The 23,899-nt window shown below is 45.2% G+C and carries 25 protein-coding genes; 3 read left to right on the top strand and 22 right to left on the bottom strand.

What is annotated here, in order from left to right; all coding sequences use genetic code 11:
• The 8 genes from AB0L18_RS13070 to AB0L18_RS13035 all read right to left on the bottom strand — a co-directional run bounded on the left by AB0L18_RS13070 (position 1) and on the right by AB0L18_RS13035 (position 5,767).
• Positions 1 to 525: a cyclic nucleotide-binding domain-containing protein gene (locus tag AB0L18_RS13070; RefSeq protein WP_367393040.1), complete on the bottom strand. Its 525-nt coding sequence runs from the start codon at positions 523 to 525 to the stop codon at positions 1 to 3.
• A 28-nt stretch (positions 526 to 553) separates the two neighbouring features.
• Positions 554 to 907, bottom strand: coding sequence for a TOMM propeptide domain-containing protein (locus AB0L18_RS13065; RefSeq protein WP_367393039.1), 354 nt, complete (start codon positions 905 to 907; stop codon positions 554 to 556).
• Between the two features lie 424 nt (positions 908 to 1,331).
• A complete protein-coding gene (locus tag AB0L18_RS13060; RefSeq protein ID WP_367393038.1) occupies positions 1,332 to 1,712 on the bottom strand; it encodes a TOMM propeptide domain-containing protein in 381 nt (126 codons plus the stop codon).
• A 699-nt stretch (positions 1,713 to 2,411) separates the two neighbouring features.
• Positions 2,412 to 2,777 (bottom strand): NHLP leader peptide family RiPP precursor, encoded by a 366-nt coding sequence (locus AB0L18_RS13055; RefSeq protein WP_367393037.1) that lies wholly within the window; start codon positions 2,775 to 2,777, stop codon positions 2,412 to 2,414.
• A 48-nt stretch (positions 2,778 to 2,825) separates the two neighbouring features.
• Positions 2,826 to 3,161, bottom strand: coding sequence for a TOMM propeptide domain-containing protein (locus AB0L18_RS13050; protein WP_367393036.1), 336 nt, complete (start codon positions 3,159 to 3,161; stop codon positions 2,826 to 2,828).
• Between the two features lie 239 nt (positions 3,162 to 3,400).
• Positions 3,401 to 4,618 carry a cupin domain-containing protein gene (locus AB0L18_RS13045; RefSeq protein ID WP_367393035.1) on the bottom strand — a complete coding sequence of 406 codons (1,218 nt, stop codon included), beginning with the start codon at positions 4,616 to 4,618 and terminating at the stop codon, positions 3,401 to 3,403.
• 22 nt (positions 4,619 to 4,640) lie between these two features.
• Positions 4,641 to 5,321: a helix-turn-helix domain-containing protein gene (locus AB0L18_RS13040; protein WP_367393034.1), complete on the bottom strand. Its 681-nt coding sequence runs from the start codon at positions 5,319 to 5,321 to the stop codon at positions 4,641 to 4,643.
• Entirely contained in the window at positions 5,318 to 5,767 is a 450-nt protein-coding gene (locus AB0L18_RS13035; protein WP_367393033.1) for a hypothetical protein, read from the bottom strand. Before AB0L18_RS13035 ends, AB0L18_RS13040 begins: the two co-directional genes overlap by 4 nt.
• 670 nt (positions 5,768 to 6,437) lie before the next feature.
• Here AB0L18_RS13035 and AB0L18_RS13030 point away from each other — a divergent pair.
• Positions 6,438 to 7,988, top strand: a complete 1,551-nt coding sequence (locus tag AB0L18_RS13030; protein ID WP_367393032.1) for a hypothetical protein — start codon at positions 6,438 to 6,440, stop codon at positions 7,986 to 7,988.
• A 170-nt stretch (positions 7,989 to 8,158) separates the two neighbouring features.
• On the opposite strand, the gene AB0L18_RS13025 is transcribed toward AB0L18_RS13030, so the two are convergent.
• The 4 genes from AB0L18_RS13025 to AB0L18_RS13010 form a co-directional block, all read right to left on the bottom strand.
• Positions 8,159 to 9,286: an aspartate aminotransferase family protein gene (locus tag AB0L18_RS13025; protein ID WP_367393031.1), complete on the bottom strand. Its 1,128-nt coding sequence runs from the start codon at positions 9,284 to 9,286 to the stop codon at positions 8,159 to 8,161.
• Positions 9,287 to 9,559: 273 nt separating this feature from the next.
• Positions 9,560 to 10,525: an N-acetyl-gamma-glutamyl-phosphate reductase gene (argC, locus tag AB0L18_RS13020; RefSeq protein WP_367393030.1), complete on the bottom strand. Its 966-nt coding sequence runs from the start codon at positions 10,523 to 10,525 to the stop codon at positions 9,560 to 9,562.
• Positions 10,526 to 10,703: 178 nt separating this feature from the next.
• Positions 10,704 to 11,906, bottom strand: coding sequence for an argininosuccinate synthase (locus tag AB0L18_RS13015; RefSeq protein WP_367393029.1), 1,203 nt, complete (start codon positions 11,904 to 11,906; stop codon positions 10,704 to 10,706).
• Positions 11,906 to 12,496 carry a GNAT family N-acetyltransferase gene (locus AB0L18_RS13010; protein ID WP_367393028.1) on the bottom strand — a complete coding sequence of 197 codons (591 nt, stop codon included), beginning with the start codon at positions 12,494 to 12,496 and terminating at the stop codon, positions 11,906 to 11,908. Before AB0L18_RS13010 ends, AB0L18_RS13015 begins: the two co-directional genes overlap by 1 nt.
• A gap of 303 nt (positions 12,497 to 12,799) precedes the next feature.
• Between AB0L18_RS13010 and AB0L18_RS13005 the strand changes: the two genes are divergently transcribed.
• Positions 12,800 to 13,585, top strand: a complete 786-nt coding sequence (locus tag AB0L18_RS13005) for a DUF1223 domain-containing protein (protein ID WP_367393027.1) — start codon at positions 12,800 to 12,802, stop codon at positions 13,583 to 13,585.
• A gap of 291 nt (positions 13,586 to 13,876) precedes the next feature.
• Here AB0L18_RS13005 and AB0L18_RS13000 read toward each other — a convergent pair whose 3' ends face one another.
• From AB0L18_RS13000 to AB0L18_RS12985, 4 genes are all read right to left on the bottom strand, one after another.
• Complete coding sequence (locus tag AB0L18_RS13000; protein ID WP_367393026.1) at positions 13,877 to 14,815, bottom strand: energy transducer TonB; 939 nt, start codon at positions 14,813 to 14,815, stop codon at positions 13,877 to 13,879.
• A gap of 193 nt (positions 14,816 to 15,008) precedes the next feature.
• Entirely contained in the window at positions 15,009 to 15,806 is a 798-nt protein-coding gene (murI, locus tag AB0L18_RS12995; protein WP_367393025.1) for a glutamate racemase, read from the bottom strand.
• A gap of 2 nt (positions 15,807 to 15,808) precedes the next feature.
• Positions 15,809 to 16,318, bottom strand: a complete 510-nt coding sequence (locus tag AB0L18_RS12990) for an OmpH family outer membrane protein (RefSeq protein ID WP_367393024.1) — start codon at positions 16,316 to 16,318, stop codon at positions 15,809 to 15,811.
• Positions 16,319 to 16,398: 80 nt separating this feature from the next.
• Complete coding sequence (locus tag AB0L18_RS12985) at positions 16,399 to 16,911, bottom strand: OmpH family outer membrane protein (protein WP_367393023.1); 513 nt, start codon at positions 16,909 to 16,911, stop codon at positions 16,399 to 16,401.
• Positions 16,912 to 17,192: 281 nt separating this feature from the next.
• On the opposite strand from AB0L18_RS12985, the gene AB0L18_RS12980 reads away from it, so the two are divergent.
• A complete protein-coding gene (locus AB0L18_RS12980) occupies positions 17,193 to 17,993 on the top strand; it encodes a M48 family metallopeptidase (RefSeq protein ID WP_367393022.1) in 801 nt (266 codons plus the stop codon).
• Positions 17,994 to 18,078: 85 nt separating this feature from the next.
• On the opposite strand, the gene AB0L18_RS12975 is transcribed toward AB0L18_RS12980, so the two are convergent.
• The 6 genes from AB0L18_RS12975 to AB0L18_RS12950 are packed head-to-tail and all read right to left on the bottom strand — an operon-like array spanning position 18,079 to position 23,788.
• The gene (locus AB0L18_RS12975) at positions 18,079 to 19,587 is read right to left on the bottom strand and encodes a tyrosinase family protein (RefSeq protein WP_367393021.1); all 1,509 of its coding nucleotides are present in this window, start codon (positions 19,585 to 19,587) and stop codon (positions 18,079 to 18,081) included.
• A 36-nt stretch (positions 19,588 to 19,623) separates the two neighbouring features.
• On the bottom strand, positions 19,624 to 20,052 hold the full coding sequence (locus AB0L18_RS12970; protein ID WP_367393020.1) for a hypothetical protein: 429 nt from the start codon (positions 20,050 to 20,052) through the stop codon (positions 19,624 to 19,626).
• Positions 20,053 to 20,063: 11 nt separating this feature from the next.
• On the bottom strand, positions 20,064 to 20,981 hold the full coding sequence (locus tag AB0L18_RS12965) for a multicopper oxidase domain-containing protein (RefSeq protein WP_367393019.1): 918 nt from the start codon (positions 20,979 to 20,981) through the stop codon (positions 20,064 to 20,066).
• Positions 20,982 to 21,752, bottom strand: coding sequence for a DJ-1/PfpI family protein (locus AB0L18_RS12960; RefSeq protein WP_367393018.1), 771 nt, complete (start codon positions 21,750 to 21,752; stop codon positions 20,982 to 20,984).
• A 1-nt stretch (position 21,753) separates the two neighbouring features.
• Entirely contained in the window at positions 21,754 to 23,301 is a 1,548-nt protein-coding gene (locus tag AB0L18_RS12955) for a hypothetical protein (protein WP_367393017.1), read from the bottom strand.
• 40 nt (positions 23,302 to 23,341) lie between these two features.
• Entirely contained in the window at positions 23,342 to 23,788 is a 447-nt protein-coding gene (locus AB0L18_RS12950; RefSeq protein ID WP_367393016.1) for a hypothetical protein, read from the bottom strand.
• Between the last annotated feature and the right edge of the window lie 111 nt (positions 23,789 to 23,899).

The raw sequence follows: 23,899 nt of genomic DNA, 5'->3' as shown, positions 1-23,899 counted from the left end.
TTAGCTTTCGGCAAAGCGGTTGAGCATACGAGTAAAACGGGAACCAGCTTTACCCACCTGGTTCAGGACGTTCAGATTGATTTCATCGATATCGTCTTCAACTGAACCGTAGCCGAGGCGGCTGGTGGTCTTCCGCAGGCGATCCGACAGAAATAGGCTGATAGAGTAGTAGAAGCGAGCCGCAAAGCGGGTATTCACTTCCATATATTGTTTCATGCGTTCGAGAGAAATACTGTAAACGCTACAGTCTTCGATGGCTACGACAGATACGGAAGGTGGACGCTCGTCGAGGAATGACATCTCGCCGATGATCTCACCAGAACCGATTTGGGCAATATCTAACTCGGGGCGATCTTCACTGAATATTCGCAAGTGACCTGACAGTACGATGTGGATATGTTCAATGGATTCTCCTTGGGTTACGAGGTGCTGGCCTTCGTAATAATTGTTCTTAGTGCCATTCTCGATCATCCATTCGATGTCAGAATCACTGAGATGGCCCAGTACGAATAATACTCTTTTCATGATGGATAGCTTTTATTATTTCTATTATTTAATTTTTGTAATGTTGGGCTGGATAGGAAACGAGGTTGTTGGTAAAAATCCCTTTCCAGTCAATGGCCAGGCCTGTTAAAAAGATACCTCCACCAGCTACGATTTCCAGCTGGTGTTCGGTGAGTTCTTTATCATTTACCCCAGGTGGAGGTGGAATATTGAGGCAAATCATATTGTTGTCGCTCTGATCGAACACACTCAGGGTTTTACCAGGCGGCAACTGAACCTCCCGGCCAGTGAGTGCTTTGATTGCTGCTACCGGATCGTCGATGAGCTGTTGTTTGAAAACAGGGTTCGCCCAGGCTTCAGCAATAACCCGGTGGAGGGTTTCTTGTACGCTATCTAAATGCATATTGCTATATATTTAATATTCTACTCGCGCTATTACTATTCTATAAACAGTTTAAAGTTACATTTAACTCCGCAGGCATTTTTGCCAAAAGGACTGAACAAAACCTTAGGTAAGATTTTTTTGCGTCTACTTCAAAAAAGAAAAAAGGTTGGCCAGACTCTGGGAGTGGCACAACCTTTTTTGAAGTTTTCGGAATTTCAGGATTAATCTACTACGCGACGAACTATGGTTTATCTATAATTTTCGCCTATCTTAATTGCTTATCTAATACGATTATCTATATCTGATAAAATTTTACTTCTTAGAGGAGCTATTGCTATACCTGTTTCTAAGTCCCCGGTATATTTGTTTGTTAATACAGCCCGTATTGGTTATTGGGCTACCCGATTGAGGGGGGTAGCCCAACGTTGATTACCCTTCAAAATTAGCCTAGAATGCTGTCATCTGGGTAGGGATTGTAAGGTCCGGTACCACCATCAGGGAATGGGAAAGGGAAACAGGGAGGAAGGGTAGGGATAAAGATGGGAATGATGTCCATACCACCTGCAACAGCCTCCAGCTGGTCTTCGGTCAGTTCCACATCATCCGTGTTCACGTGTGAAGGAAGGTTGAAATAGAAGGCCTTAGGGTCGGTTTGATCTACAACGACCAGACGTTCCTTACCTTCCGGCAAGTGTATGTACTGACCAGTAAGTGACTTAATTGCTTCCATTGGGTTCTCGATCAAAGCCGCTTTGAAATCAGGATTATTCAATGCTTCGTAAACTACCTTTTCGGATACGCTTTTTTGTGAATTAGAATTCATAATAAATAAATTTTCTAGTTTGTGAATCAATAAATATAAATTTAACACTGCCTTTATTCCCCAGAAAGAAGTATTAGAAACACGACTTGGAATTGGCATTATTTTTTTTAAAACCCTAACTTTTAATTTATATTTCAAAGATATATTTTTCTCAGTAGTCAAAACTGCCAACAAAACTGAAAACTACATTTTAGCTAAAGGGTATTGTAAATTTACCACTACTTCTGCTCTACATAAAGAAAAGACTTGAGCGCACACTCTACCCCAACCTGTAGAAACCTCAGGATGGTAGCACAAAGCAGAAAGATAGTTCTAAAAGAAAGATTTGGTGAGTTCTTCTTCTGCGGGGATCATCAAGATGGAAATTAAGCCCGGATAATAATATGCTCTAGCTAGTATAGTACTTGTATAAACTTGCGCTTGCCAATAGTCCCCAACCAATCAAGTAAATAATCTCTTTAGTGGTAACTTGATTTCCTTGCTGTATCCCATTTCTGATAGCTTCAACTAAGAAAGTTAAAAAAACTAAAAGTGTTATTACTCCCACAATTAAGTATACTTTTCGGTTCATGTCTTGTTATTATATAAACATTAATTAAGAGTATGGGAAGAAACTATATGAACTAGTTTCTCCCCATACAAAGTTACCAAAAAAGTGGGTTTGCACAAAACCCTCTTCTTGGAAAGTTTCGCTATCTGTTATGGATAATTGTTGTAGCCTTCTACAATCCAATCCACGGCTTGGCAGATGGCTACTACGCCTCCGATAATAGTCATTGTAAGACCAAAATCGCCGCCAGCTACTAGCTCCAGCTGCTCATCGGTCAGTTCTACTTCATCAAGTTCTACTTGGCGGGGAATATTGAGGTAGAGAACGTCAGTATTCGATTGATCTTCTACGATGATTCTTGAACCTGCAGGAATTCTCATTTCTGCTCCTACTACCTTCTCGATGGTAGTTTCAGGATTGCTGATTAATTCTTTTTTGAATTCCTCGCTTTGGTGTGATCTTGTGATGAGATCCTGCATTAAATATTGTGCGGTCCCAAATTTATTTAATTCCATTTTCTATAAATTTTTATGATATTTTAATATAAGTTATTTGCACTGATCTTAGTCGAATTGATCTACTACCCAGTGGATTCCGTAGCCGATCCACTTGAAAGGATTAAGGCCATTGTCTTCAGAATCACCACCGGCAACCAGTTCCAATTGCTCATCAGTGAGTTCCATTTCACTCGTGTCGGGTGGAATATTGATGTAAACGGTAGACTCATCAGTTTGATCTCTAACGACCAACGTTTTTCCCTCTGGCAGGTTAAACTCCTTACCAGTAAACGCTTCGATAGTGGCTACCGGATTAGCAACCAGACGTTGCTTAAAGTCAGCATTTCCCCATGCTTCCTTAAGGATACGACCGTACCCTTCTTGTGAATTTTTAAAATCCATGATTGAAAAATTTAAAATATGAAATAAGATAATTAATACAACAAGCTATATAGCAAAGAATATATTCCAAAGATAAGAGCGTGAAGCTTGACAAAAACGCCAATAAAACTGAAATTTAAATTTATATTTTCGCTTTTATTTACTTTCTACTACCAGAAACCTCTGCTGCTCCCTGGTAACTATTACATTGTAAATATAGAAACAAGATTACCCGCAAAAATGCCATAAAAGCCGAAAAATCAAGCCGTTTCCAAAAGTCCTCCACGAATCATTTTCGCAGCAATTGCTAACTTGTGCTTATCGTTTCCGACAGGAAGATCACTTACCCGAAAACTGTGCTTGATATCTGCCACAAACTGCATTGCAGGCGCAAGAGTTGCAGGGCCTTTGATCACGTTTCTGTTGTAAAGTATTCTGCATGCCGACCCCAGCACTTGCACAGAACATACCATCCCACTTCTCTTCCGCAAAACGGTAGATAAAGAAAGCAGCTCTAATTTGTCCAGTTGAGAGAAATGGCCATTGCCAAGTGGAGCTAGTTTGTTCATGAATTCATTGCGGTAGCTCTCGTGAAAATACCGGAAATTCATTCCCTGGATACTCTTCAAAGTTTGATCCAAAATATTTTGAAGTCTATCATTCATTTCCTCTACCCCATCCGCATTGTTTAAATAACCGAGCGGAAGTGCTTTGCGCAAATTGACGTCTCTGTGACTTTGTAGGTTTATCGCTTTTATCAGTAAATCCATCCACTGTAGTGGGAATACTCCGATAGTCAGATGTAAAGAAGAATTGTTCGTAGTATAAGCTTCATGAGGTACTCCCCGGGGCAAATACATAAAATCTCCCGCATTTAGCGTAACTTCTCTCACATTGCGCAGTGCCGCGGGAGGCAGAGAAGGAGTGGGACTATCTACCAGCGGAGTTTCGATGATCGTGTCGTAAAGCTTCCAGTTCTTAGAGCCTGCAATTTGTAAAATGATCACATCATGGGCATCAATATGAGGGTTGAAGGCAGCAGAATGTTTCGGGGTAAGGTACATATTCGCCTTTACTTCATGATTTATCGTCTGCCGAAGATTAAAGCACAATTGCTTGATAGGCGACCAATGCAAGTCTATTCTTCTCAGGCTCACAGAAAAGCCATCCGCATAGAGCATATAGAGCTTGTTCAGATTGACACTGCCATCTTTATTCAGATACTTCTCCTGATCAACGAGTTTTTGATGCTTAACGACCCTAAAGCGGTCTTTCTCAACTACCGGTAAGTCTAAGATATTATCCAGCACATCCATCGATAAGATATCTTGGTAATAACTGTGCTCATGCCGATGCAAAATAAGTGACTCCTGCTCCCAGTAGCGCTCGACGAATTTATCAATACCAATGGGTGAAATAAGGTCTTCAAATTCCATTCCCTTATTAGCAGTATGGGAAGTAGTGGCTGTTTTTTGCATAACTTATTTTTGTTTTCAATAGCTAAGCATGGAAATATTCCATCGGTTTGATCCCAAACTCCTCTTTGAATAACTTCGAGAAATAATGAGGATCTTTCATACCTACCGCCCCTGCTACCTCACTTATTGTGCTATAGGTGTAGCTTTCCAGCAGGGCTTTCGCGTGGTGTAGTTTTAGTTTCCGCACGTACTTATTCGGCGTCAGTCCCGTGTACTTTTCTACTTTGCGGAATAGCTGCCGCTCACTCACGGCTAGTTCGTCCGCTAGCCAGGGTACACAGAGCATGGCGTCATCCAGGTGATCAGCCACTGTGCGCTCCAACTGCATCAGCCATTCCAAGTCCGCTTTCGAAATACGGTTTTCTGAATAGCTCTCCGGGTTGTCCAATGAATCTTGAGGGCGTTGTACCGCTTCGGTATCGAAACAATAGAGTTTTGGGTACCGAAATTTGTGGTGCACCACGATCTGAATTTGCTTTTGCCGTTCTGCTTGTAGAATCGCTTCTACCAGCGACTCCAATTGCTCGCTGCTTTCCAGCATGATTGCCGAAAGCCGACTCGTTTCTGTATCTTCTTGCTTGGTTTGTATGTAACGCGTCAAACGAATGATTTCGGCCAACGGCTTGTGTATCTGATCGGCGATCTGGGAGAGGACAGCCTCCGACTCCCAATTGATAGCCGTTGTTGTTGCTGTTGTCATCATACCCGGTAGTTTTTCAACTGATCGATCGGTTCTGCCAAGGCAAACCTCACTACCAGTTCTGTGTCCGTCATTTTTACTTTATACTTTCCTTTTTCGAGGACAAACTGCTGGTGCATGAAGCTGGCTTCCGTACGGTAGCTCTCCTCCATAATGAAATAACCGCTAGCGAAATGTTTGTCGTAGATGGCTTCTCTCACCGAGTCGCGGGAAAAGGATAATTCAAAGTAATCGCCTGCCCGGAAACTCGCTAACGCATATAGCTTATTAGAAGCACTTCCTAGTGTGTAATCCAGAAAGTTATTTGCCTGGGCATTCTCTATTTTACAAATTCCTAAATGTTTGCATTTAGCGGTGGGGCGGCCAAGCACGACTTCTGCAAAAGTCTGTTCGACTTCTATGGTCGACTTGGCCAACTCCCCTTTCAAAGCTCTAGTGATTACGGTCATTTTTCTATTTTTTTTAATCTAAATAGGTATGCTAATCGGACTTCTTATTAAATGTGATGGATGCTACTATTATTGATTCTATTAAAGTTCCATCGAGTCGTCTATAATAATACCTTTAGCTGTTGAATAATTAATTTTTTTAAAGTTTGATACATTAAAAGAAGTAAGCACGGTGTACATATAGTTTCTGGTTTTTGGAATAGGTGTGACAGACAAATACCTGCACAAGTCCTTTGTTTAATAATTGAAATACGCTGAAAAAAAGTGTGTTATAACTGGAGAGGAATAAACTATTGTTTATCCATACTAGTAAATCCGTCTAATTGTTTTCTCATATCTTATGTTACAAATATAGGATACAACTCAGGTGTTTCCTAAGACAACAATTGAGCCATTGTCAGCAATAAATCATTCTCAACCTACCCACCACTACACTACAAAAGACTAATAATCAATACTTAACAAAAAAAGAAAGCAAGAAAATTGTCATTTGTGTAAAAAAAATATATATTCAAAAGAAGAACTATTAATGGCAGAACCAATTTAAAACCACTACATATATGGATAAAAACTATTAAAGCCAGACAAATGACCACACCTATCACTATATTCAAAATTTCCGTATCATTAACTTACAAATCATCTGTTACAAGTTTTACTTTACTTACATATGGAAGAGCTCAAGGAACTAGCTTACATACTCAATAAATACCAGCCCCGATCTATTCAAATCATTGGTCATGATGCCTGGCAATCTGACTCCAAGTTATCCCAACTCTACGAAGTCATTCAGAATGATGAAGTTACTAGTGACAGAGATGCTGCACACCTCATTTACGGGGAAGAAGAGAATAGCAGTAAATACCGCAATCTTAAGCATGAGCTCAAAAAAAGGCTACTTAATACTATCTTTTTCATAGACAACAATGAAGATAAGAAACGGGACAAAGCCTATTATCAGTCTTGGAAAGACTGGGCAGCATGCCAGATTCTCATCGAAAAATCGGCTCGTCAAACGGCCGTTAGCTTGGCTGAAAAAACCCTCAAACGATGTCTCAAATACGATTTCCTAAGCTTGGTATCTAGTATAGCACTATTGTTACGCAATCATTATGCTCTGCGTGAAAAGAATAAAAAGCGCTTTGAATACTATGACAATCTTTACGAAAATAGCCGCCGCCAGGAAGAATACAACAACTTGGCGCATAAGTACTACATGAAGCTCATCCTGGATTATACCATGGATAGCGTAACGGCCAATCCACAGATCGAAGCAGATGCCCAGGTATATTATCAAGAACTCGCCCACTTAAAGAAAGAGACGAATAACATCAAATTTCATTATTATCTCTACCAAATCCAGTTGCTCGGCAAGATGGGCGTATTCAATTATCAAGCCGCCAAAGATATTTGTACAGATGCCATTGCCTTTTTAAGGTCGCAAGATGTGGCTTTTAAAGGAGGAATGCGCAACTTCCTGCTCAACAAACTCGTATGTCATATCCAGCTCAGAGAGTTCGAGGAAGGTAAGCAAGCTGCTATCGCCTGCAATAAACTCGTCGCCAATGGTACTTTTAACTGGTTCAAGACCAATGAGTATTTTTTCATTCTATCGTTTCATACAGGAAATTACCAAGAAGCTTATGACGATTACTTTAAAATCGTCAATCATCCACGTTATAAAACTTATAAAATTTTACATGAAACATGGGCGCTTTATCGAATGTATCTTCATTTCTTGTACCTACTAGGCAAGTTTGAACCTGCCACTAATGACAACAGCTTTAATAATATTCGTCTTGGAAAGTTTATTAATGCCGTTCCCTCTTTCGCTAAAGATAAAAGAGGAATGAATATTCCAGTTCTCATTATCCAGATGGCCTTCCTAATTCTTCAACACAAATACGATTCCGCCACCGAACGCATCGACGCCTTAAATAAATACTGCGACCGCTACCTCAAAACTAACGATCCCAATTTCCGCTGCAACTGTTTCATTAAAATGCTCGTACAGATTCCGAAGTCTCACTTTCACCGTAGCGGCGTAGAACGAAAAGCCGAACCCTACCTCCGCAAAATTCAGCGCATCGCCATCAACTTCAACAACCAGGCACACGAGTTGGAAATATTACCTTTCGAACATCTCTGGGAACATATTCTAGGAGCGTTGGAAAATAAGTTTTTCCGCCCGAAATCCTCCCGTAGTGAGAAAAATGGGTAAAATCCTAAGCTGGGCTTTTACCATCTGAAGGAAGGATAGAGGAATTTTTAAAAATAGAGAAAATTATATATTCTAATATAACCGCTTCAATATCATGCATCATCTATCCTACCTTCCTATTTGGTGTAGCTATCACAGCATAATACAGATCAGAACTGAGCATTGAACAATTAAACGAGTAAAACCCTCAACGCCTCCAACAACATATCCACCTCTTCCTTACCAATATTCAGCGGCGGCAACAACCGAATCGTATCCGCCTGCCCAGCCGAGCCGGTGAAGATGCTGTGCTCAAACAGCAGCTTGTTGCGCAACGGGCCTGCGGCTTGGTGGAGTTGTAGGCCCAGCATCAGACCTTCTCCGCGCACTTCTTTGATGTTGGGGAGTTGCTCCAAGCCGGCTTTTAGGTAGGCCCCAACCTCCCGGGCATTTTCCATTAAATGTTCTTGCTCCATCACCTCCAAGACGGCCAATGTGGCTACACAGGCCAGGTGGTTGCCGCCAAAGGTCGTCCCCAGCAAGCCGTAGCTGGCCTCGAAGCGGGGGTGTATCAGCACGCCTCCCACGGGGAAGCCATTGCCCATGCCTTTGGCAATCGTGATCAGGTCGGGTTGGATGTTGGCGCGTTGGAAAGCAAAGAAGTTGCCGCTACGGCCAAAGCCCGACTGGATTTCGTCCAAAATCAGGCAGGTGCCATACTTTTGGCAAAGTACCGCTACTTCCTCCAGAAAGGCCGCCGTGGGTAGATAAATGCCGCCGATGCCCTGGATGCCCTCCACCATTACGGCAGCTACGTCTTCCTTACTCAGGGCCTCTTCTACTGCCGCCAAATCATTGAGGGGTAGAAAACTTACGGGAAAAGTGGCGTTGATCGGCGCCTTGATTTTATCGTTGTCGGTGATGTTTACCGCCGCCGAGGTACGGCCATGAAAAGCTTTTTCAAAAACGACCATTCGTTTCCTACCTGTTGCAAAGCTGGCCATTTTCAGGGCGTTCTCATTGGCCTCGGCACCACTGTTACACAAGAAGAGTTGGTAATCCTCGCAGCCAGACATTTCGCCCAGCTTTTGAGACAACTCCACCTGCAGAGGGTTCTGCACAGAATTGGAGTAGAAAGCAATTTTTGCGATCTGCTCCTGCATCCGGCTTACGTAATGTGGATGGCTATGCCCAATAGAAATGACGGCATGCCCACCGTAAAAATCCATATACTTACGCCCTTCTTCATCATACACATAGCAGCCTTCGGCCCGCACAGGAGTGATGTCAAAAAGAGGGTATACATCGAAAAGTTTCATCTTATGTTATTTTAGCAACCATGCTCCCTTTGGCAATTTCTTGCCGCGGAGGTACTGAGGTACTGAGATTTATATTGCGTTGCCATTTGGCGAAAGTCGTAAGGCCTGCCTAGCCAGCGTACAGTGAACATAGGGCGATTGCATGGCCCTTTTAGACTGATGTTGGGAATTAATGAACATTGGTCTTTCCATCTCTATACCCTCTACCTAAAGGGCGCAAAGCGACCTGTGTCCTTGTATGGACTTTGGCGAAAGTCAAGCTTAGGAAACCCTCTAAAACACCATGGCCTTCAATTGCAGCCCAGTGGTTTCTTTCAGCCCGAGGGCCAGGTTCATGTTTTGTACGGCTTGGCCGGAAGCGCCTTTCAACAGGTTATCAATCACACTGATGATCAGAGCGCGATTGCCATGTTTGGTTAGCTGCACCAGGCATTTGTTGGTATTCACTACCTGCTTCAGATGCGGATTGTCTTCTACCAAATGGGTAAAAACGTGTTCCGCATAATAATCTTGGTACAAGGTTTGAAGGTATCTTTCCGAAAGATCTGTCCTCAAATAGAGACTGGCGAATATGCCACGTGCAAAATCTCCACGGAGGGGCAAAAAGGCCAGCTCGGGCACTTCTTCACCTTGCAAAGCCCCCAGGCTGCGACCAATCTCCGCCAGGTGCTGGTGCTCGAAGGGTTTGTAGACCGAGAGATTGTTGTTGCGCCAGCTAAAGTGCGTGGTAGGCTGAGGCTGCTGGCCCGCGCCCGTAGACCCAGTAATAGCATGAATGTGTACCTCTTCCTTTAGCTTTCCGGCTGCTGCCAAGGGGAGCAATCCCAGCTGGATCGCCGTAGCAAAACACCCGGGATTGGCAATGCGCTTGCTAGTTTTTATAGCCGCTCTGTTCAATTCCGGCAAACCGTAAACAAATTCCTCCGAGAGGCGAAAGTCAGTGCTCAAATCTACGACCAGCGTTTCCTCAGGCACTTTATTTTCCGCCAACCAACTGCGGGACTTACCGTGGCCACCACACAGAAAAAGTACATCCACCTGCAGGTCAACTGCTGCGGTGAAATTCATAAAGAAGTCGCCCGCCAAATCCTGGTGAATACTACTTACGGGCTTGCCGGCCTGGCTATTGCTATGGACAAAACGCAGCTCCACGGCAGGGTGCCAACGTAAAATCCGAATCAATTCCCCGGCCGTGTAGCCAGCGCCGCCGATAATACCGACGGTATGTATTTTTGTCATGGTTTGTTTTTTATGCTCCGCGCCAATGTGTCTACTAATCGATTCGATGGGGATTAAACCCATCGCGATGGAATCGTCGATCTATACCTTAGGCATGGCTTTGCCAAAACCTGTCGCTACAGCACCTATGGAGAATGCTTTCCCGCTGACGGGTATAAAACCCGTCGCGACGGAGCATCTATTTCGGGCTGCCTTTTGCTGCTGCCTGTACCTGTCCGGAGAGGGCGAGGATACGAGTGAATCCTTTCACGTCATTGCCGCTCCAGCCGGTGTTCATTTCACCGTATTGGCCAAAGCCCGCACCGAGCATATCGTAAGAGGAATCAATGCCATCCAAGACAAAACGGTAAGGATGAAGGGTGACAAATACATCTCCACTCACGGTCTTTTGGCTGTCTTCCAAAAAGGCCTCCATGTTTCGCATGACGGGGTCCAGGAACTGGCCTTCGTGTACCATCATTCCGTACCAATTGCCCAGCTGTTCTTTCCAGTAGAGTTGCCATTTGGCCAGGGTATGTTTTTCCAGCAGGTGGTGTGCTTTAATGATCAGCATTGGAGCTGCAGCAGCAAAACCTACTCGCCCTTTGATACCGATAATGGTATCTCCTACGTGGATGTCTCGCCCGATGCCGTAGGGGGCAGCAATTGCTTCCAGGGCCTGTACCGCCGCTACTGGGTGATCAAACCTTTGGTCATCAAATCCCACAAACTGGCCTTCCTCAAAATGGAGTTTCAGACTGCGTGGCTCAGTGGATGTTGCCGGTACGGGCCAGGCTGCTTCGGGGAGATTCTGGTGCGAGGTCAGGGTTTCTTGCCCGCCTACCGAGGTCCCCCAAATTCCCTGATTGATGCTGTATTTTCCTTTCTTTTCTGGCCAGGCCACACCGTGCTGTGCGAGGTAAGCAACTTCGGCCTCACGGCTCAACTGCTGATCGCGGATAGGTGTGATGATCTCCAGGCCTGGGGCCAGCAACTGAAAGGTAAGATCAAAACGTACCTGATCATTCCCGGCACCAGTGCTTCCGTGGGCGATAGCATCGGCACCAATCAGATTAGCGTACTTTGCCACCTCCAAGGCCTGAAACATCCGCTCGGCACTTACCGATAAGGGGTAGGTTTGGTAACGCAGGGAATTGCCGTATACCAGAAAACGCAAACACTCATCATAGAGTGCCTCGGTCACATTTACAGCTTTGTAAGAAGTGGCTCCCAGGGTAAAAGCCCGCTCCTCCATCTCCTCTAATTCTTTAGCAGAAAAGCCTCCTGTATCCACTGTCAGTGCATGTACGGAGTAGCCGAGTTCTTTGGTCAGGTATTTGATACAATAAGAAGTATCCAAGCCGCCGCTGTAAGCCAATACGATTTTCTTGGGAGTTGTCATTATTTTAATGGTTCGTTGGGGATGATAAGATTACTGAGATCGGTAGCCATTGTTGTTGTTTCCTCCAGTGCGGGTGCCAGCATGGCGGTACACAGGCACATCCGGCGTTGGTTGCGTTCGAGAATATCGTAATTGGGGCACGACTTACAGCCATTCCAAAAAGCATCGTCTTGGGTGAGTTCGGAAAACGTCACGGGTTCGTAACCCAGTCGGGAATTGATGCGCATGACGGCCAAGCTGGTGGTGATACCAAAAACGTGGGCCGTCGGGTACTTTTCTCTCGATAGCTGAAATATCCGTTCTTTGATTTTCCGAGCAAGGCCTAAACGTCTAAATTCAGGTGCTACAATCAGGCCCGAATTAGCAACATAGCGGTCGTGGCTCCATACTTCGATGTAGCAAAAACCGGCCAATTGGCCATCGCATAAGGCGATAACCGCATTGCCATTCTCTATTTTAGTACACACATATTCCGGCTTGCGCTCGGCAATACCAGTACCCCGGACTTTTGCTGATTCTCTGATCAGTTCGCAAATGGCCGGGGCAAAGTGGAAATCGTTGGCATCAGCCACCCGAATAATAATTTCCATTGAATATTAACTTGATAAGTAAGTAAGAGAACACCCTGATTTTAGGTGCTCAGGCTAACTCTGATTCTATAACAGGAAAACTGCTCGGAATGAGGGAAGGAAGACTTTAATTAAAAGCCCACCCGGTGGGATAATATGAAGATAGTGCGCCCCAAAGGGCGACGACGTTCAAAGCGGCGACGGCTTACTAAAAAGTTAGTATTTTGAACTGATTGCTTCATATTGTCCGCAAATGTACAGGCCTTTGACCAACGAGGCAAGCTAAATTCGTGTTTATTTTACGACATCAAAAGTGAGAAAACCATGTCTCTTCATCAAAAAATTGTGGTAAGCTTGATGCTGTTCGCTTTATTCATCGTCTTCTTATGGGCTGGCAATGATGGCGAATCCATAAAACAAAAGTCCCCTCCTAATTCAGAAAACCCTCCCCAAACCGTTCTGGTAGAACTATTTACATCCCAAGGCTGCTCAAGTTGCCCACCTGCCGACCGCGTCTTGCAAGGCCTGGTCGCGGATACTCAGGAAGGCAATCTTGAGGTCATTGCCCTGTCCTACCACGTAGATTACTGGAACCGCCTGGGCTGGAAAGATCCCTACAGTCAGGCTGTTTTCTCCGAACGCCAACGCCAGTATGCCCAGGTATTACCTGACCAAAGGGTATACACCCCGCAAATGATCATCCAGGGACAGCGTGCTCATGTAGGGTCGCGCGAAAAGGAAGTAAAGGCATCCATTGCGAGTATCCAGCAACAGCCAGCCGCCATAATCATTACAGCAGCACTGAACGCCGCCTCTACCAAGCAAGAAATAACTTACGAAATAACTGGACGGATGAATGGCATCACCTTGCAAATGGCCCTGGTAGAGACCTATCTCGCCAATGATGTTCCACGCGGCGAAAACAGTGGGCACCACTTAGCCCATACCAACGTCGTCAGAACCCTCACCAGTACCCTCAACCCTCCTCGCCAGGGCACCGTAATTGTAGACACCAGCGCTTTGGCCAACACCGCAAATGGAAAAGTCGTGCTGTTTGTACAAGATACGGAATACATGACGGTTTTGGGAGTCACAGAAATAGTGCTTTAGCGCTTGTTTGGTAGATGGTATAAAAAAGACTGAAACCAATGGGTAGATCCCGACTGAAGTTTTTGGGCAGCGCCCACCCCAAAGGAGCCACGAAGTAAAATACTTCAGTCGGGATAATTTACATCCTCTGCAAAACAGGTTATAGTCCACCAAGTCAGGATTTGTGAATTCTAACTTGGTGAACTATATGTTGGAAACGAATGCCTTTCAGAAACACTATCCCTCTACCCTCAACCACAGGGGCGCGAAGCGAACCCGAATCCTTCTACGGACTTTTGTAGAAAGCCCAGCTTATGGATCAACCTGTAAAACGAATTTCACGGGTAGGTTGAAGTAAACGGGAACACTACGGCCTCTTTGTTTCCCTGGCGTCCATTTTTGGGGAAGATCACGCATCAGGTTCACTACGCGTAATGCTTCCTTACCACAATCGGCACCAATATCTCTGAGAATCTCAGCATTTTCAATAGCGCCATCATCCTGTACGACGAAGCGTACGACGACTGTACCAGATACATTATTATCGCGGGCTATGGCTGGATAGCGGATATTATCGTAGATAAACTCCAGCAACTTTTGCTGAGAACAAGCCATTTTTTCCTCTTTTGTACCCAGATCATCACAACCGGGGAAGCGCGGCATATCTTCTACAATTTTGAAGATTTCTTTCACTTCCAATGCTGGCGGTGGGGGCGGTGGCGGCGGTGGAGGTGCTGGTCCTTTATCTACTTTGGGTGCAGGGGTATTGCTCACCGCTAAATCAGCACTAGCAGACTGGTCAGAAAACGTTTCCTGATCATCAAGCAGCAAAGCATCAGAGGGCACCTCCTCAATCACGGGTGGAGGTGGCGGCGGCGGTGGGGGTGGCGTAGTTGTTTGAGGAGGAGCTTCCATCTCAATATCAAAATCCATGTCCATTGCGCCTTCAGGAATCGCTATTTTGTTTTCAAATTGCGTCCAGTTGAAAGCCATTACCGTAATGGCCAATACCACGACCAAGCCTAGTTTCCAAAATACACCCGTATTATGCAATACATCTACTTCAGGATACTTGTTGCGCGAGCGTATTCCAACGCGTGCGGGGTCATTAGCGTGTAGCGCTTTCAAATTTGTTTCTGAAAGGCGTGTCAAACGATAACGCCCTGCAATAATTAGTCCGATGACCAAAGCCGTCAGAAGGCCTAGACCAAGGAAGACTTCGGAGCCGTTGAAGGAAAAGTTAGTAAACATAATATGCTGGTTTTGATGCCGACCAAATGCTTGATCTTGACACTAAATTCCGCATATATTGCCCACCTTCTTCTGACATTTGTCAGCATGGGGGGATAATCTTTATCATACCTCACAAAGGCAGAACCTGAAGCGCGCCGCAACATCCCGATCTTCCATTGGGAGCGCAGGGAGTGGGTAGGCGTAGATAAATTTATTTAGAGCTCTTTACCGAATGAATAAACCAGGGTATATCGGTAAAAAAGGAGAGATCCGCTACTGGTCCGGAATGAAAAAACTGATATTCGGCTGGGTGCTCGGGCTTGGCTGCCAGGGATAAATGCTCCAAACGCCGGGCGACCTGCCTGGCTACGGCCGGAGCGGGGTCGATAATTTTGCAATCAGCAGGCACCATACCTTTTAGTAAAGGCAGCAAAAAAGGGTAATGGGTACAGCCCAAGACGAGCGTATCTACTTGCTGGGCCAACATAGGTGTGAGTATTTCCTTCAACTGCTCGATGGTTTCAGGAGCATTGAGCTGGCCCGCTTCAATAAGAGGTACAAGGCCGATACAAGGATTTTCGAAGACTTCCACATTCGCAGCGTAGCGGCGCATCAGTTCGGCGTAGCGCTCACTTCTAATGGTAGAGAGGGTTGCCAGCACGCCTACCTTCCCTGAGCGGGTGGCTTCCGCAGCGGGTTTTACGGCGGGCTCCATCCCTACGAAGGGAATGTCGGGCCATTGCTTGCGTAGTGATTCCAGGGCAGCAGCCGTTGCTGTATTGCAAGCTACGACGATCATTTTGCACTGATGGTCCAACAAAAATCGGGTAATCTCAAACGAAAAATCGGTAATTTCCTGGCGTGTCCTTGGGCCATAAGGTACCCGGCCGGTATCTGCAAAATAGATCAGGCTTTCTTTGGGCAGAAGGCCAGAAATAGCATTGGCGACCGAGAGGCCGCCAATGCCGGAGTCAAAAACTCCAATCGGATTATTATTTCCGGAAGACAAAACTAGATATTGATCTTAGCTTTTACTGCTTCGCTCACATCCTGGCTTTCCTCGCTGTACAGGAGTACCTGCTTATCGAAGATAAACGTGAAGCCGTTTTCTTTAGCTACAGCAGCAATAGCTTCGTTCAAGCTGTCATAGATAGGCTCCAATAGTTCGGTGCGCTTATCTTGAATTTGCTGAACCATTTTTTGCTCTTCGCCTGCCAGTTCCTGCTGACGCTTTTCCAGAGCAGCTTGTTGATCCTCCTGCTGAATTCGAGACAATTCTCCACGCTCCACTTTTTGCTGGAATGCTTGCACATCTGTTTGGAACTGGGTAATACTAGCTTCCAATTTCTTTTGCAATTGTGCTTGCAATGCTTCCAGGTTAGCTTCGGCCTGCTTTACGGCAGGAAGTTCCGTCAGGATAGCCTGGGCATCAACGTAACCAAAGGTCTGCTGAGCTTGGGCAGAAAAAGCAAAGGTGAACATTGCGAGGGCTAAAGCGCCTATTTTCAATACATTCTTCATCTCTTCTAGTGATTTTGTGTAACTCTCAAATGTTGTAATCAATGAATTGGTCGGCGAAATTAATAGTTTTTTCCAACCAATTAAAGTCTGCGGAGAATATCCTCCGTTTTATTGTACTGGGGGTTAGAGAAAATCATTCCTGAATCGCTGGAGCGATCAAAAATGAAGTCGTAACCACGTTCGTTGGCATAGCTTTCGATGGCAGCGTAGACTTTCTCTTGAATCGGTTGTACAAGTTGCTGGCGACGTTCGAACAATTGTCCTTCTGGGCCAAAACGTTCGCGCTGCATATCTCGTACCTCTTTTTCCTTATTCATAATCTCTTCTTCGCGTTGTTTACGAGCATCTTCGCTAAGAAGGACTTGTTCTGCCTGGTAACGGTTGTACATGCCTTTAATTTGATCGTATTCTTTGGCAATATCTTGCCGCCACTGGTTGGCCAAACGGTCGAGTTCTGTTTGTGCTTCCTGGTATTCTACGATGTTTTCCAGGATTTCCTGAACATCAACAAAAGCGATTTTTTGGGCATTGGCCGAAAGGCTGAAAAAAAAGAGTGCTCCGAAAAGCAGCGGTAATATTTTGCGGTACATCATAACGGGTAATGAATTAATTTCTTGGAATTCAAGGCCAAAATTAAAATTTATCTTCACCTTGTGGACGGATTAACAACGAAAAAGATACAAAGAGGGCCGAAGTTAGCTACTGTCTTTAACTATTGTTTAACGGCATTAGATTATTTTTATAATCCCTTATCTTTTTTTTAACAAGACGTGTAGCATTTTCGTTGTCTAGTCGCGTTTAATAAGCGGCAACTAACAAATTGCTTTTATTGTGCGTTTAAGCAATTATCAACCAACCTCAAACGAGTTACAATATGCGATATTTCAGTTTAGCCATTATTGGCACGATGATGAGTTCTTTGATTGCTATCGGCTGTGGCGGTAGCGGTGGCGGCCTCAACTTCTTTTCGGTAGAACAGGATATTGAGTTGGGCAGGCAAGTAAGCCAGGAAATCAACAGTAACCCTTCGGAGTTTCCTATTCTTCCAGAACAAAGTAACCGGGAAGTCTACCAATACATTAGAAATATTACCAACCGCCTCCTGAGTACTGGCAAAGTGGCGCACAAAGACGACTTTGCCTGGGAAGTGAAAATCATTGATGATCCAGAAACCCTTAATGCCTTCGCGACACCTGGTGGATATATTTATGTCTACACCGGGTTAATCAAGTTTCTTGATTCAGAAGACGAGCTGGCAGGAGTGATGGGCCACGAGATTGCCCACGCAGCCCAGCGCCATAGTACCCAGCAGATGACCAAAATTTATGGCTTGCAAATCCTGGCCAGTGTCGTTACCGGCAACTCTGAACCAGGGATGATTGAGCAAATTGCCTTGGGACTGGCCAGCTTGAAAAACAGCCGTTCTCACGAAAGTGAAGCCGATGAATACTCGGTAATTTACCTGTGCGGCACGAGCTACAATGCCAACGGTGCGGCCGGTTTTTTCCGTAAGATGGAGGAATCCAGTGCTGCTCGCCCACCAGAATTTTTATCTACTCACCCCAACCCGGGCAACCGAGTAGCGGATATCGACGCCAAAGCCAAGGAACTAGGCTGCCGGGGCACCAGTGACAACCGCGGAGAATATATGCGCATCAAGAGTTTATTGCAGTAAAGCGCTTCGCTGACAAGGAAAGCCCTGGTTTATCTCTTTAGGAGGATAAACCAGGGCTTTTTTATGATAGCGTTCAACGATTATCCTATTCCTGAGCAGACAAGGTAATAGATTCCAGTGTTACACTTCCAGCACCCTGACCTCGCTTTATGAATTTGACTTCAAAAGGCTCTCCATCCGCCAGCAAGCTGCCAGGAACACGGTAGGTAAAACTAAGGTCAGCACCTTCTTCTTCAAAAGAATGAAGCTCCCCGAGATCATGTACGTGACTGACGCCGAAGAAGGTCATCATACCAATGTATTGATCCGCTTTTTTACCGCTTGGGTAATGGATGTATACCTTATAATAGTCGCCTATTTCTTTATAAACGGAAACATCTAGTCTCAGTAGCAGTGGTTTTGTTTCCAGACTTCTTTCCGACTTGGTGAAATTACGAGCTTGCTGAAGTAGTGCTTTCGGTTGTCCAATCACTTGCTGATCCGTAATCACCTTATCTACTTGCTGTTTCCAGATGACCCTTTCTTTGGGAGGGTCTTGCCCCAGCATACCTCTTGACATATCAGACATCTGATCATTTGGTACAGCAGCTAATACCGGGGCTTGCATATCGTCGTAGACATAGTCTGGATTGAACACAATGGCGTATACTTCGTCAAGCGTGTAGGTCACTTCATTGCCGTTGGGTTGAATAAAGTTATACTCCCAGGGTTGTACTTTGAGATGCTTCAAGGTAGGCCTTTCGCCATAAGCTGATTGATCCCATTGTGTCCAGATACGATCAACCATACTGTGATGCAACCAGAAGACGGGATCAAAACCTGCTGAAGGGACGTTGGCCATCAGGCCCGACATTTCTTTTTGGAAAATAGGATTGAAAAAGGTTTCTTTTCCATCGGCCCCAATGTAATCGTGCATGAGCCCATGAGGAGCCGCCTCCAATTGCTGACTAAAACCCTCCTTGCCCGCAAATCCGTGGGTTATGGCCAAACGATCAAGCTCTTCCTTGAGGTCCATTCTGGTGGTGTCATCAATGGGTTTTCCATTATTGAGTAGGCTGTATCTTGCACTCGCGAACAACGAACCTTTCGTATCCGTAAAAATAGCAGGCAGCTGATTATCGGAAAGCACCTCGCTACCATAATTCCAGTAAGGCATGGCAAAATCGGCTTTCCCGGAAAGCTCGCGAACGATCTGTTCCAAATGCCAGGTATACATTCGGTGCCAAAGCAAGAAGTGCAGGCTTGATGCTTCCGTCTTGGTGTGGGTACAATCACCCCAGGCGAATAATTTCTCCTTATCCGTTTCGTACATGGCGCAAATTTTATTAGCACCAATAATTTCGTGAGGAATATTGTGAATAGCTCCCTGGTAATACCAGGAGCGGCTATCCTCGCAAGTCATCGCTCGCATAATTTTAAAGGCCCTGGCCATGGCCTCCAAGTCTTCTTTGGCTTCCAGAGAAGCCGCATTTTTTCGGACATACAATGCTGATTTTGTAGCGGTTTGAAGTCTTGGGCTTTGACCAAAAGCAGCAATCGCGACCAATAAAATCGCGAGTAAACCTGCTCCTTTTTTTAATAGGTTGGTTCTCATGTTGAAAATTTAATAAGCGTGAATAATGGGTTGTTGTTATTTTACTTCGACCTCAAAAGTGAGGGTCTCATAAAAATCGGGGTGCTCCTTGTCATAGATTTTAAACTTTACCACCCCTTCGCCCGAATAGTTGCCGGGCATGACGTGGATAGCGATGAAACCTTGTTGATCCGCACGCAGCGCTTTGAACTCGGATCCTTTAGGAATCCCTATTTGGCAATCTCCGTGCTGACACATGGAGCAATCCCAGGCTTTGGGGAAAGAGTTGTAGACCGTTTCCCAGGCGAGATAGATGGTGTTTTTAGTGATATTCTCTACTTTGATTTTTGAGATATCCAGTCGCCCTCCTTTGGCGACGATTTCCCGGTTGGTGTCCTCTCCTACTACCATAAAAGTAGCAGGTGATTGAGCCATCAGCCAGCAGGAACAGTTAAATAAAAAGAGGGTCAGAAAAAAAGCTTTCATAGAAATGGGTTTTAATAAATTGCCAGAAAAGCTCGGTGTTTCATTCGTCCCGTCTCAGGGTCTCGGAAGATATACTTTATTCGGCGTTTTTTCTTGACAGGGGGAAGCTCAAGTAGCAATTCGCACGTTTCTCTCGGAGCTAAAACCAGCTGTTGTTGATGCTTGGTTTTAAGCAAGGTTTTCCTCTCGCCCAGGAGCTGAAGCCTAAGGCCTTTAGGGAAACTAATTTCCTGTTGCCAGTGCCCTGCATTTACCAGGCGAATCAAAATGGGTTCCTTGCTTTTTCCTTCACTCAACGCTAATGGTTCCGTTTCCTTAAAAGGCTTTCCGTTAAGGAGAAAATGCTGAGGTTGGTAAATGGGCCGTTCGTTAGGTTGCGGGGTATTTTCGGCTTCCAAAAGGGCCAATTCCTGCCAAACGGGATCCATTTCGAAGCTACACCACAAAAACTCCTGCCCTTCCTCCTGTGGTGCTGCTTTCGGCCGGACAATCATCACCCCAAACATGCCTGCTCGTAAATTAAAGGGAAAGTTTTCCGAACAATAATAGAGGTAAGTTCCCGGTGCAGGTGCGGTAAAATGATAATAACCGTGGTCCATGTGGTACACTGCTTTCTCTTCGGCTAATACGCCATCACTGGTTGTTCTCACCAAGGGAATACTGTCCATAAAAATGACGTGGGGATTGCCTTGAGAGATGTTCCAAAAATCAATCAGAACGCTATCTCCAGTCATCACCTCAATGCTTGTCCCCGGCAGCGTGACTTGCCCTGAAAGGGTATTGGTAAACCCAAACACCCGAATCTTTTCAACTTTGAGTAAAAGTTCTCCGGTGGTCCGTCCTATGATCAAATGTTGCTGCTGCCCATGTGCCCATGTAAAAATTAACAGGAAACACAGGCAGCAGCATGGCACTTTTAATAGCTTCATTTATTGTGCTTGATCTAAAAATGAAGCTACCGTTTGAGCCGTCTTATCGATCGTGGTCTTCATATTGACACTCACCGTTGCCATCGTAGGGATGTCAGCCAAATCAGGGTTACCTACCTGATAAGGCGGATTGGGTGCGTACTGCATGATCAGTTGGGCATTCTTTGCCGCCTGTGCTCCTGCAATCAATGTACCAATGGCTAAGCCACAATCAATGGTGGAAGAGATTCCACCACCAGTGATCACATTGCCATCAATAACATAACGAGGATATCCATCAGCAACTGTTACATGGGGGAATAATGCCAAGGAATTTTTAAACGCCCAATGTGTAGTAGCCCTTCGGCCATCCAGCAAACCTGTGGCGGCAAGTAAAATAGTACCGGTGCAGACCCCAGTTATCCAGCTGGCATGTTTAGCTTTTTCGGCTAAAAAATTCAAGTAAGGCTGTCCAGGATGAACAAGGGAAGGCATATCCATCATCTTCTTGTCCTTCTTCTTTGTCCCGCTATCCGGAAAGCCATTTGGATAACCTGCAGCTCCCGGAACAAAAATCACATCCAAAGGTGGGCAATTTGCAAAGGAATACTTTGGTGTTATCGTCACGCCTTCAAGGCTGGTAATGGGTGCTCCGTCTTCAGTGATGAGGAAGGGCCTTATGTTTGTTCCACCATCCAACAAATAGAATACCTGAAAAGCTCCCATGGTATCTAAAGAATCGACGGCTTCGTAGATGGGTACACCAATGTTAATTACTGCGCTATTTTTCATGCTACTGCTGTTTTTGCGTTTCGTTTATATAAAGTTGCAACTTAGAAATTTCGCCAGCAGTAAGGCTTAGACTTGGGACTGTATCAATCAAGTCAGGTTCTTTTACGGGTTTACCAGCCTGATCTAAAAGGAAAGAGAAGTCTGTTCCTAAAGTAATCTGCGCGACCCCGTGGCAGCCTTTACAGCCCCCCATTGTAAAGAAAGCTTTATCAGAAAGGAGATTGACTCCGCCATCGTGAGGTTTTCCGATACCACTACCCCTGAAATCAGCCAGGGTACTATCTGACTCGATTACATAGTTGGCCAGGAAATAGCTAAAAGAAGTAGAGTCATTGGTCGGGTGCCCCTGTACACCTACCAGTCGATAGTTAAGCCAAATGGAATTGGGGTTAAGTGCCGCCATCTGATCGTGTACAGCACTTGTACTTTCGTTCACCAAATCAGGAATTGGACCATTGATCCGCGGAAAATTGCTCACGATGGGGCCTACTGATCCATCATTTTCTATTTCTGTATACCCCATATCATCATCCTGTACCCCAACGTGCTCCCAGGTTGCAAAGATAAAATCCGGGTAATTCGTTGTCTTATGGATAATATGGATTCCTATCAAACCGAAGGTCTTGTTCTTATAGAGAGTTTCTCCGTTAGGGCCTTTTTCGTAATAGATAACATTCCGGGTAAAAAATTGAGCAGCATCGTCCTCCGCTACTAATACCCTCCAAGCCGTTTTTATTTCCATCGCCCCGGTGTAGGGTTTACCGGTAGCCGCATTTGTAGAACCACCACAAGGCAGGCAGATAACCCCTTCACTAGGCGGGCAGTTGCATGTACTGGTAGCCCCCTTGTAATAAGTACTGTCACTTTTGATATTACTCAATGTTAAACTCGTAGCACTTTTCAGTTTGTCATTCGTATTATAGTTGTTCAGAATGTACTCATACTCATCCCGATTGCATTTAGCCTGGTAAAGTACCATGTCTTCTTTGCCGTATTTATCCACATGGGCGTACAGATCACAGGAGCCAATCTCATTGTTCTCATCCAGGTTATTAAACAAGGTAAAGCTGGTACTCGGAGTGGCCGGAGTAAGCTGGTCGCCGAAACTGTAGTGCGGCGGATTGTCAAATGGCTGCATATTACCGTCATAAGGCCGTAATTCTGTACGGTGGGCATAGGTCTCCCAGACCACTAAGTCTGGATATGGGCTGCTGTCGCTGGTCCAACTCCAGGTAGTATCCGGATAATCTCTCCGGTTATTGGTCGCATAAGAAGATTTCCAGGTCAGGGCGATAAATTCTTCCCAGGCAAAATTCACCAGATCCGTTGGGCTTGCGTCCGCTGCCAAATCCAAGGGCGGGAAGGGATTAAAATTAACCTGATAAGGATTATCGGTGGCTACTTCTGTCATAATCTCGTCTTCCCCGGTATTGTTTTTGTCTTTATCCCCGCAAGCCGTTAGTACGAAGCTTAAAGTTAGAAAGACGAATAAACTCAGCGAAGAGGTTCTGAGGAAGTAGCTTATTGAAATGCTATTACGCTTTGTCATGATTTTTTTTTTGAATGATGGAGGTGTAAATAGGTTGATTTTAATTCTTTACCGCGTACCAGGAAGCAGTCACCCCTGCGGGATGAAGGCCACCATCGCCTCCGGGATGAGGGATAACACGCACGATGGAGCCCGTGAGTGCTGCTTTTTGATCTACGCCATTGGGCCAGGGTAAGGTAAGGTACCCCACGTAGTCATAAATCCATTCATCGCCTCCAACAACACCTTTACCCTGGAAGCGCACGGTAAAAGGGTTACCATAATTGGTAGAGCCCGTTAATTTGAGCTGCCAGGTTTTAGTGCCACCTGGCTTATTGTCGTCGGTGCCGAAGATGATGCCATGAAATTCATTCATTGGCCCATGATTGATCTGGATAAAACCTTCTCCGAAAAGGAGATCACTGAGCGCGGTATTGAGGTTGGGATCGTTGTTCCAACTGCGGTACGTCCAAATTCCGCTCAGGACGTCGTTATTGATATTTTTCATAATATGGGTTTAAGCCTTGTTTGGCACGACCACTATGGTCTGCAACGGGTAATTAGGTAATACCAAACAAGTCTATTATTAAAAGTTAGCCAACAAGGCCCTCGGTAGGCA

The organism is Lewinella sp. LCG006 (genome assembly GCF_040784935.1).
Lineage (GTDB): Bacteria > Bacteroidota > Bacteroidia > Chitinophagales > Saprospiraceae > Lewinella.
This window is presented reverse-complemented; position numbering and strand designations above follow the sequence as displayed.

Coding starts and splice junctions, on each gene's coding strand:
- AB0L18_RS13030 (WP_367393032.1), top strand. CDS start 6,438: ATGGAAGAGCTCAAGGAACTAGCTTACATACTCAATAAATACCAGCCC.
- AB0L18_RS12980 (WP_367393022.1), top strand. CDS start 17,193: ATGCGATATTTCAGTTTAGCCATTATTGGCACGATGATGAGTTCTTTG.
- AB0L18_RS12955 (WP_367393017.1), bottom strand. CDS start 23,301: ATGACAAAGCGTAATAGCATTTCAATAAGCTACTTCCTCAGAACCTCT.
- AB0L18_RS12965 (WP_367393019.1), bottom strand. CDS start 20,981: ATGAAGCTATTAAAAGTGCCATGCTGCTGCCTGTGTTTCCTGTTAATT.
- AB0L18_RS12975 (WP_367393021.1), bottom strand. CDS start 19,587: ATGAGAACCAACCTATTAAAAAAAGGAGCAGGTTTACTCGCGATTTTA.
- AB0L18_RS13050 (WP_367393036.1), bottom strand. CDS start 3,161: ATGGATTTTAAAAATTCACAAGAAGGGTACGGTCGTATCCTTAAGGAA.
- AB0L18_RS13010 (WP_367393028.1), bottom strand. CDS start 12,496: ATGGAAATTATTATTCGGGTGGCTGATGCCAACGATTTCCACTTTGCC.
- AB0L18_RS13035 (WP_367393033.1), bottom strand. CDS start 5,767: ATGACCGTAATCACTAGAGCTTTGAAAGGGGAGTTGGCCAAGTCGACC.
- AB0L18_RS13060 (WP_367393038.1), bottom strand. CDS start 1,712: ATGAATTCTAATTCACAAAAAAGCGTATCCGAAAAGGTAGTTTACGAA.
- AB0L18_RS13070 (WP_367393040.1), bottom strand. CDS start 525: ATGAAAAGAGTATTATTCGTACTGGGCCATCTCAGTGATTCTGACATC.
- AB0L18_RS12985 (WP_367393023.1), bottom strand. CDS start 16,911: ATGATGTACCGCAAAATATTACCGCTGCTTTTCGGAGCACTCTTTTTT.
- AB0L18_RS13045 (WP_367393035.1), bottom strand. CDS start 4,618: ATGCAAAAAACAGCCACTACTTCCCATACTGCTAATAAGGGAATGGAA.
- AB0L18_RS13040 (WP_367393034.1), bottom strand. CDS start 5,321: ATGATGACAACAGCAACAACAACGGCTATCAATTGGGAGTCGGAGGCT.
- AB0L18_RS12970 (WP_367393020.1), bottom strand. CDS start 20,052: ATGAAAGCTTTTTTTCTGACCCTCTTTTTATTTAACTGTTCCTGCTGG.
- AB0L18_RS12950 (WP_367393016.1), bottom strand. CDS start 23,788: ATGAAAAATATCAATAACGACGTCCTGAGCGGAATTTGGACGTACCGC.
- AB0L18_RS13015 (WP_367393029.1), bottom strand. CDS start 11,906: ATGACAACTCCCAAGAAAATCGTATTGGCTTACAGCGGCGGCTTGGAT.
- AB0L18_RS12960 (WP_367393018.1), bottom strand. CDS start 21,752: ATGAAAAATAGCGCAGTAATTAACATTGGTGTACCCATCTACGAAGCC.
- AB0L18_RS13025 (WP_367393031.1), bottom strand. CDS start 9,286: ATGAAACTTTTCGATGTATACCCTCTTTTTGACATCACTCCTGTGCGG.
- AB0L18_RS13065 (WP_367393039.1), bottom strand. CDS start 907: ATGCATTTAGATAGCGTACAAGAAACCCTCCACCGGGTTATTGCTGAA.
- AB0L18_RS13000 (WP_367393026.1), bottom strand. CDS start 14,815: ATGTTTACTAACTTTTCCTTCAACGGCTCCGAAGTCTTCCTTGGTCTA.
- AB0L18_RS13005 (WP_367393027.1), top strand. CDS start 12,800: ATGTCTCTTCATCAAAAAATTGTGGTAAGCTTGATGCTGTTCGCTTTA.
- argC (WP_367393030.1), bottom strand. CDS start 10,525: ATGACAAAAATACATACCGTCGGTATTATCGGCGGCGCTGGCTACACG.
- AB0L18_RS13055 (WP_367393037.1), bottom strand. CDS start 2,777: ATGGAATTAAATAAATTTGGGACCGCACAATATTTAATGCAGGATCTC.
- AB0L18_RS12990 (WP_367393024.1), bottom strand. CDS start 16,318: ATGAAGAATGTATTGAAAATAGGCGCTTTAGCCCTCGCAATGTTCACC.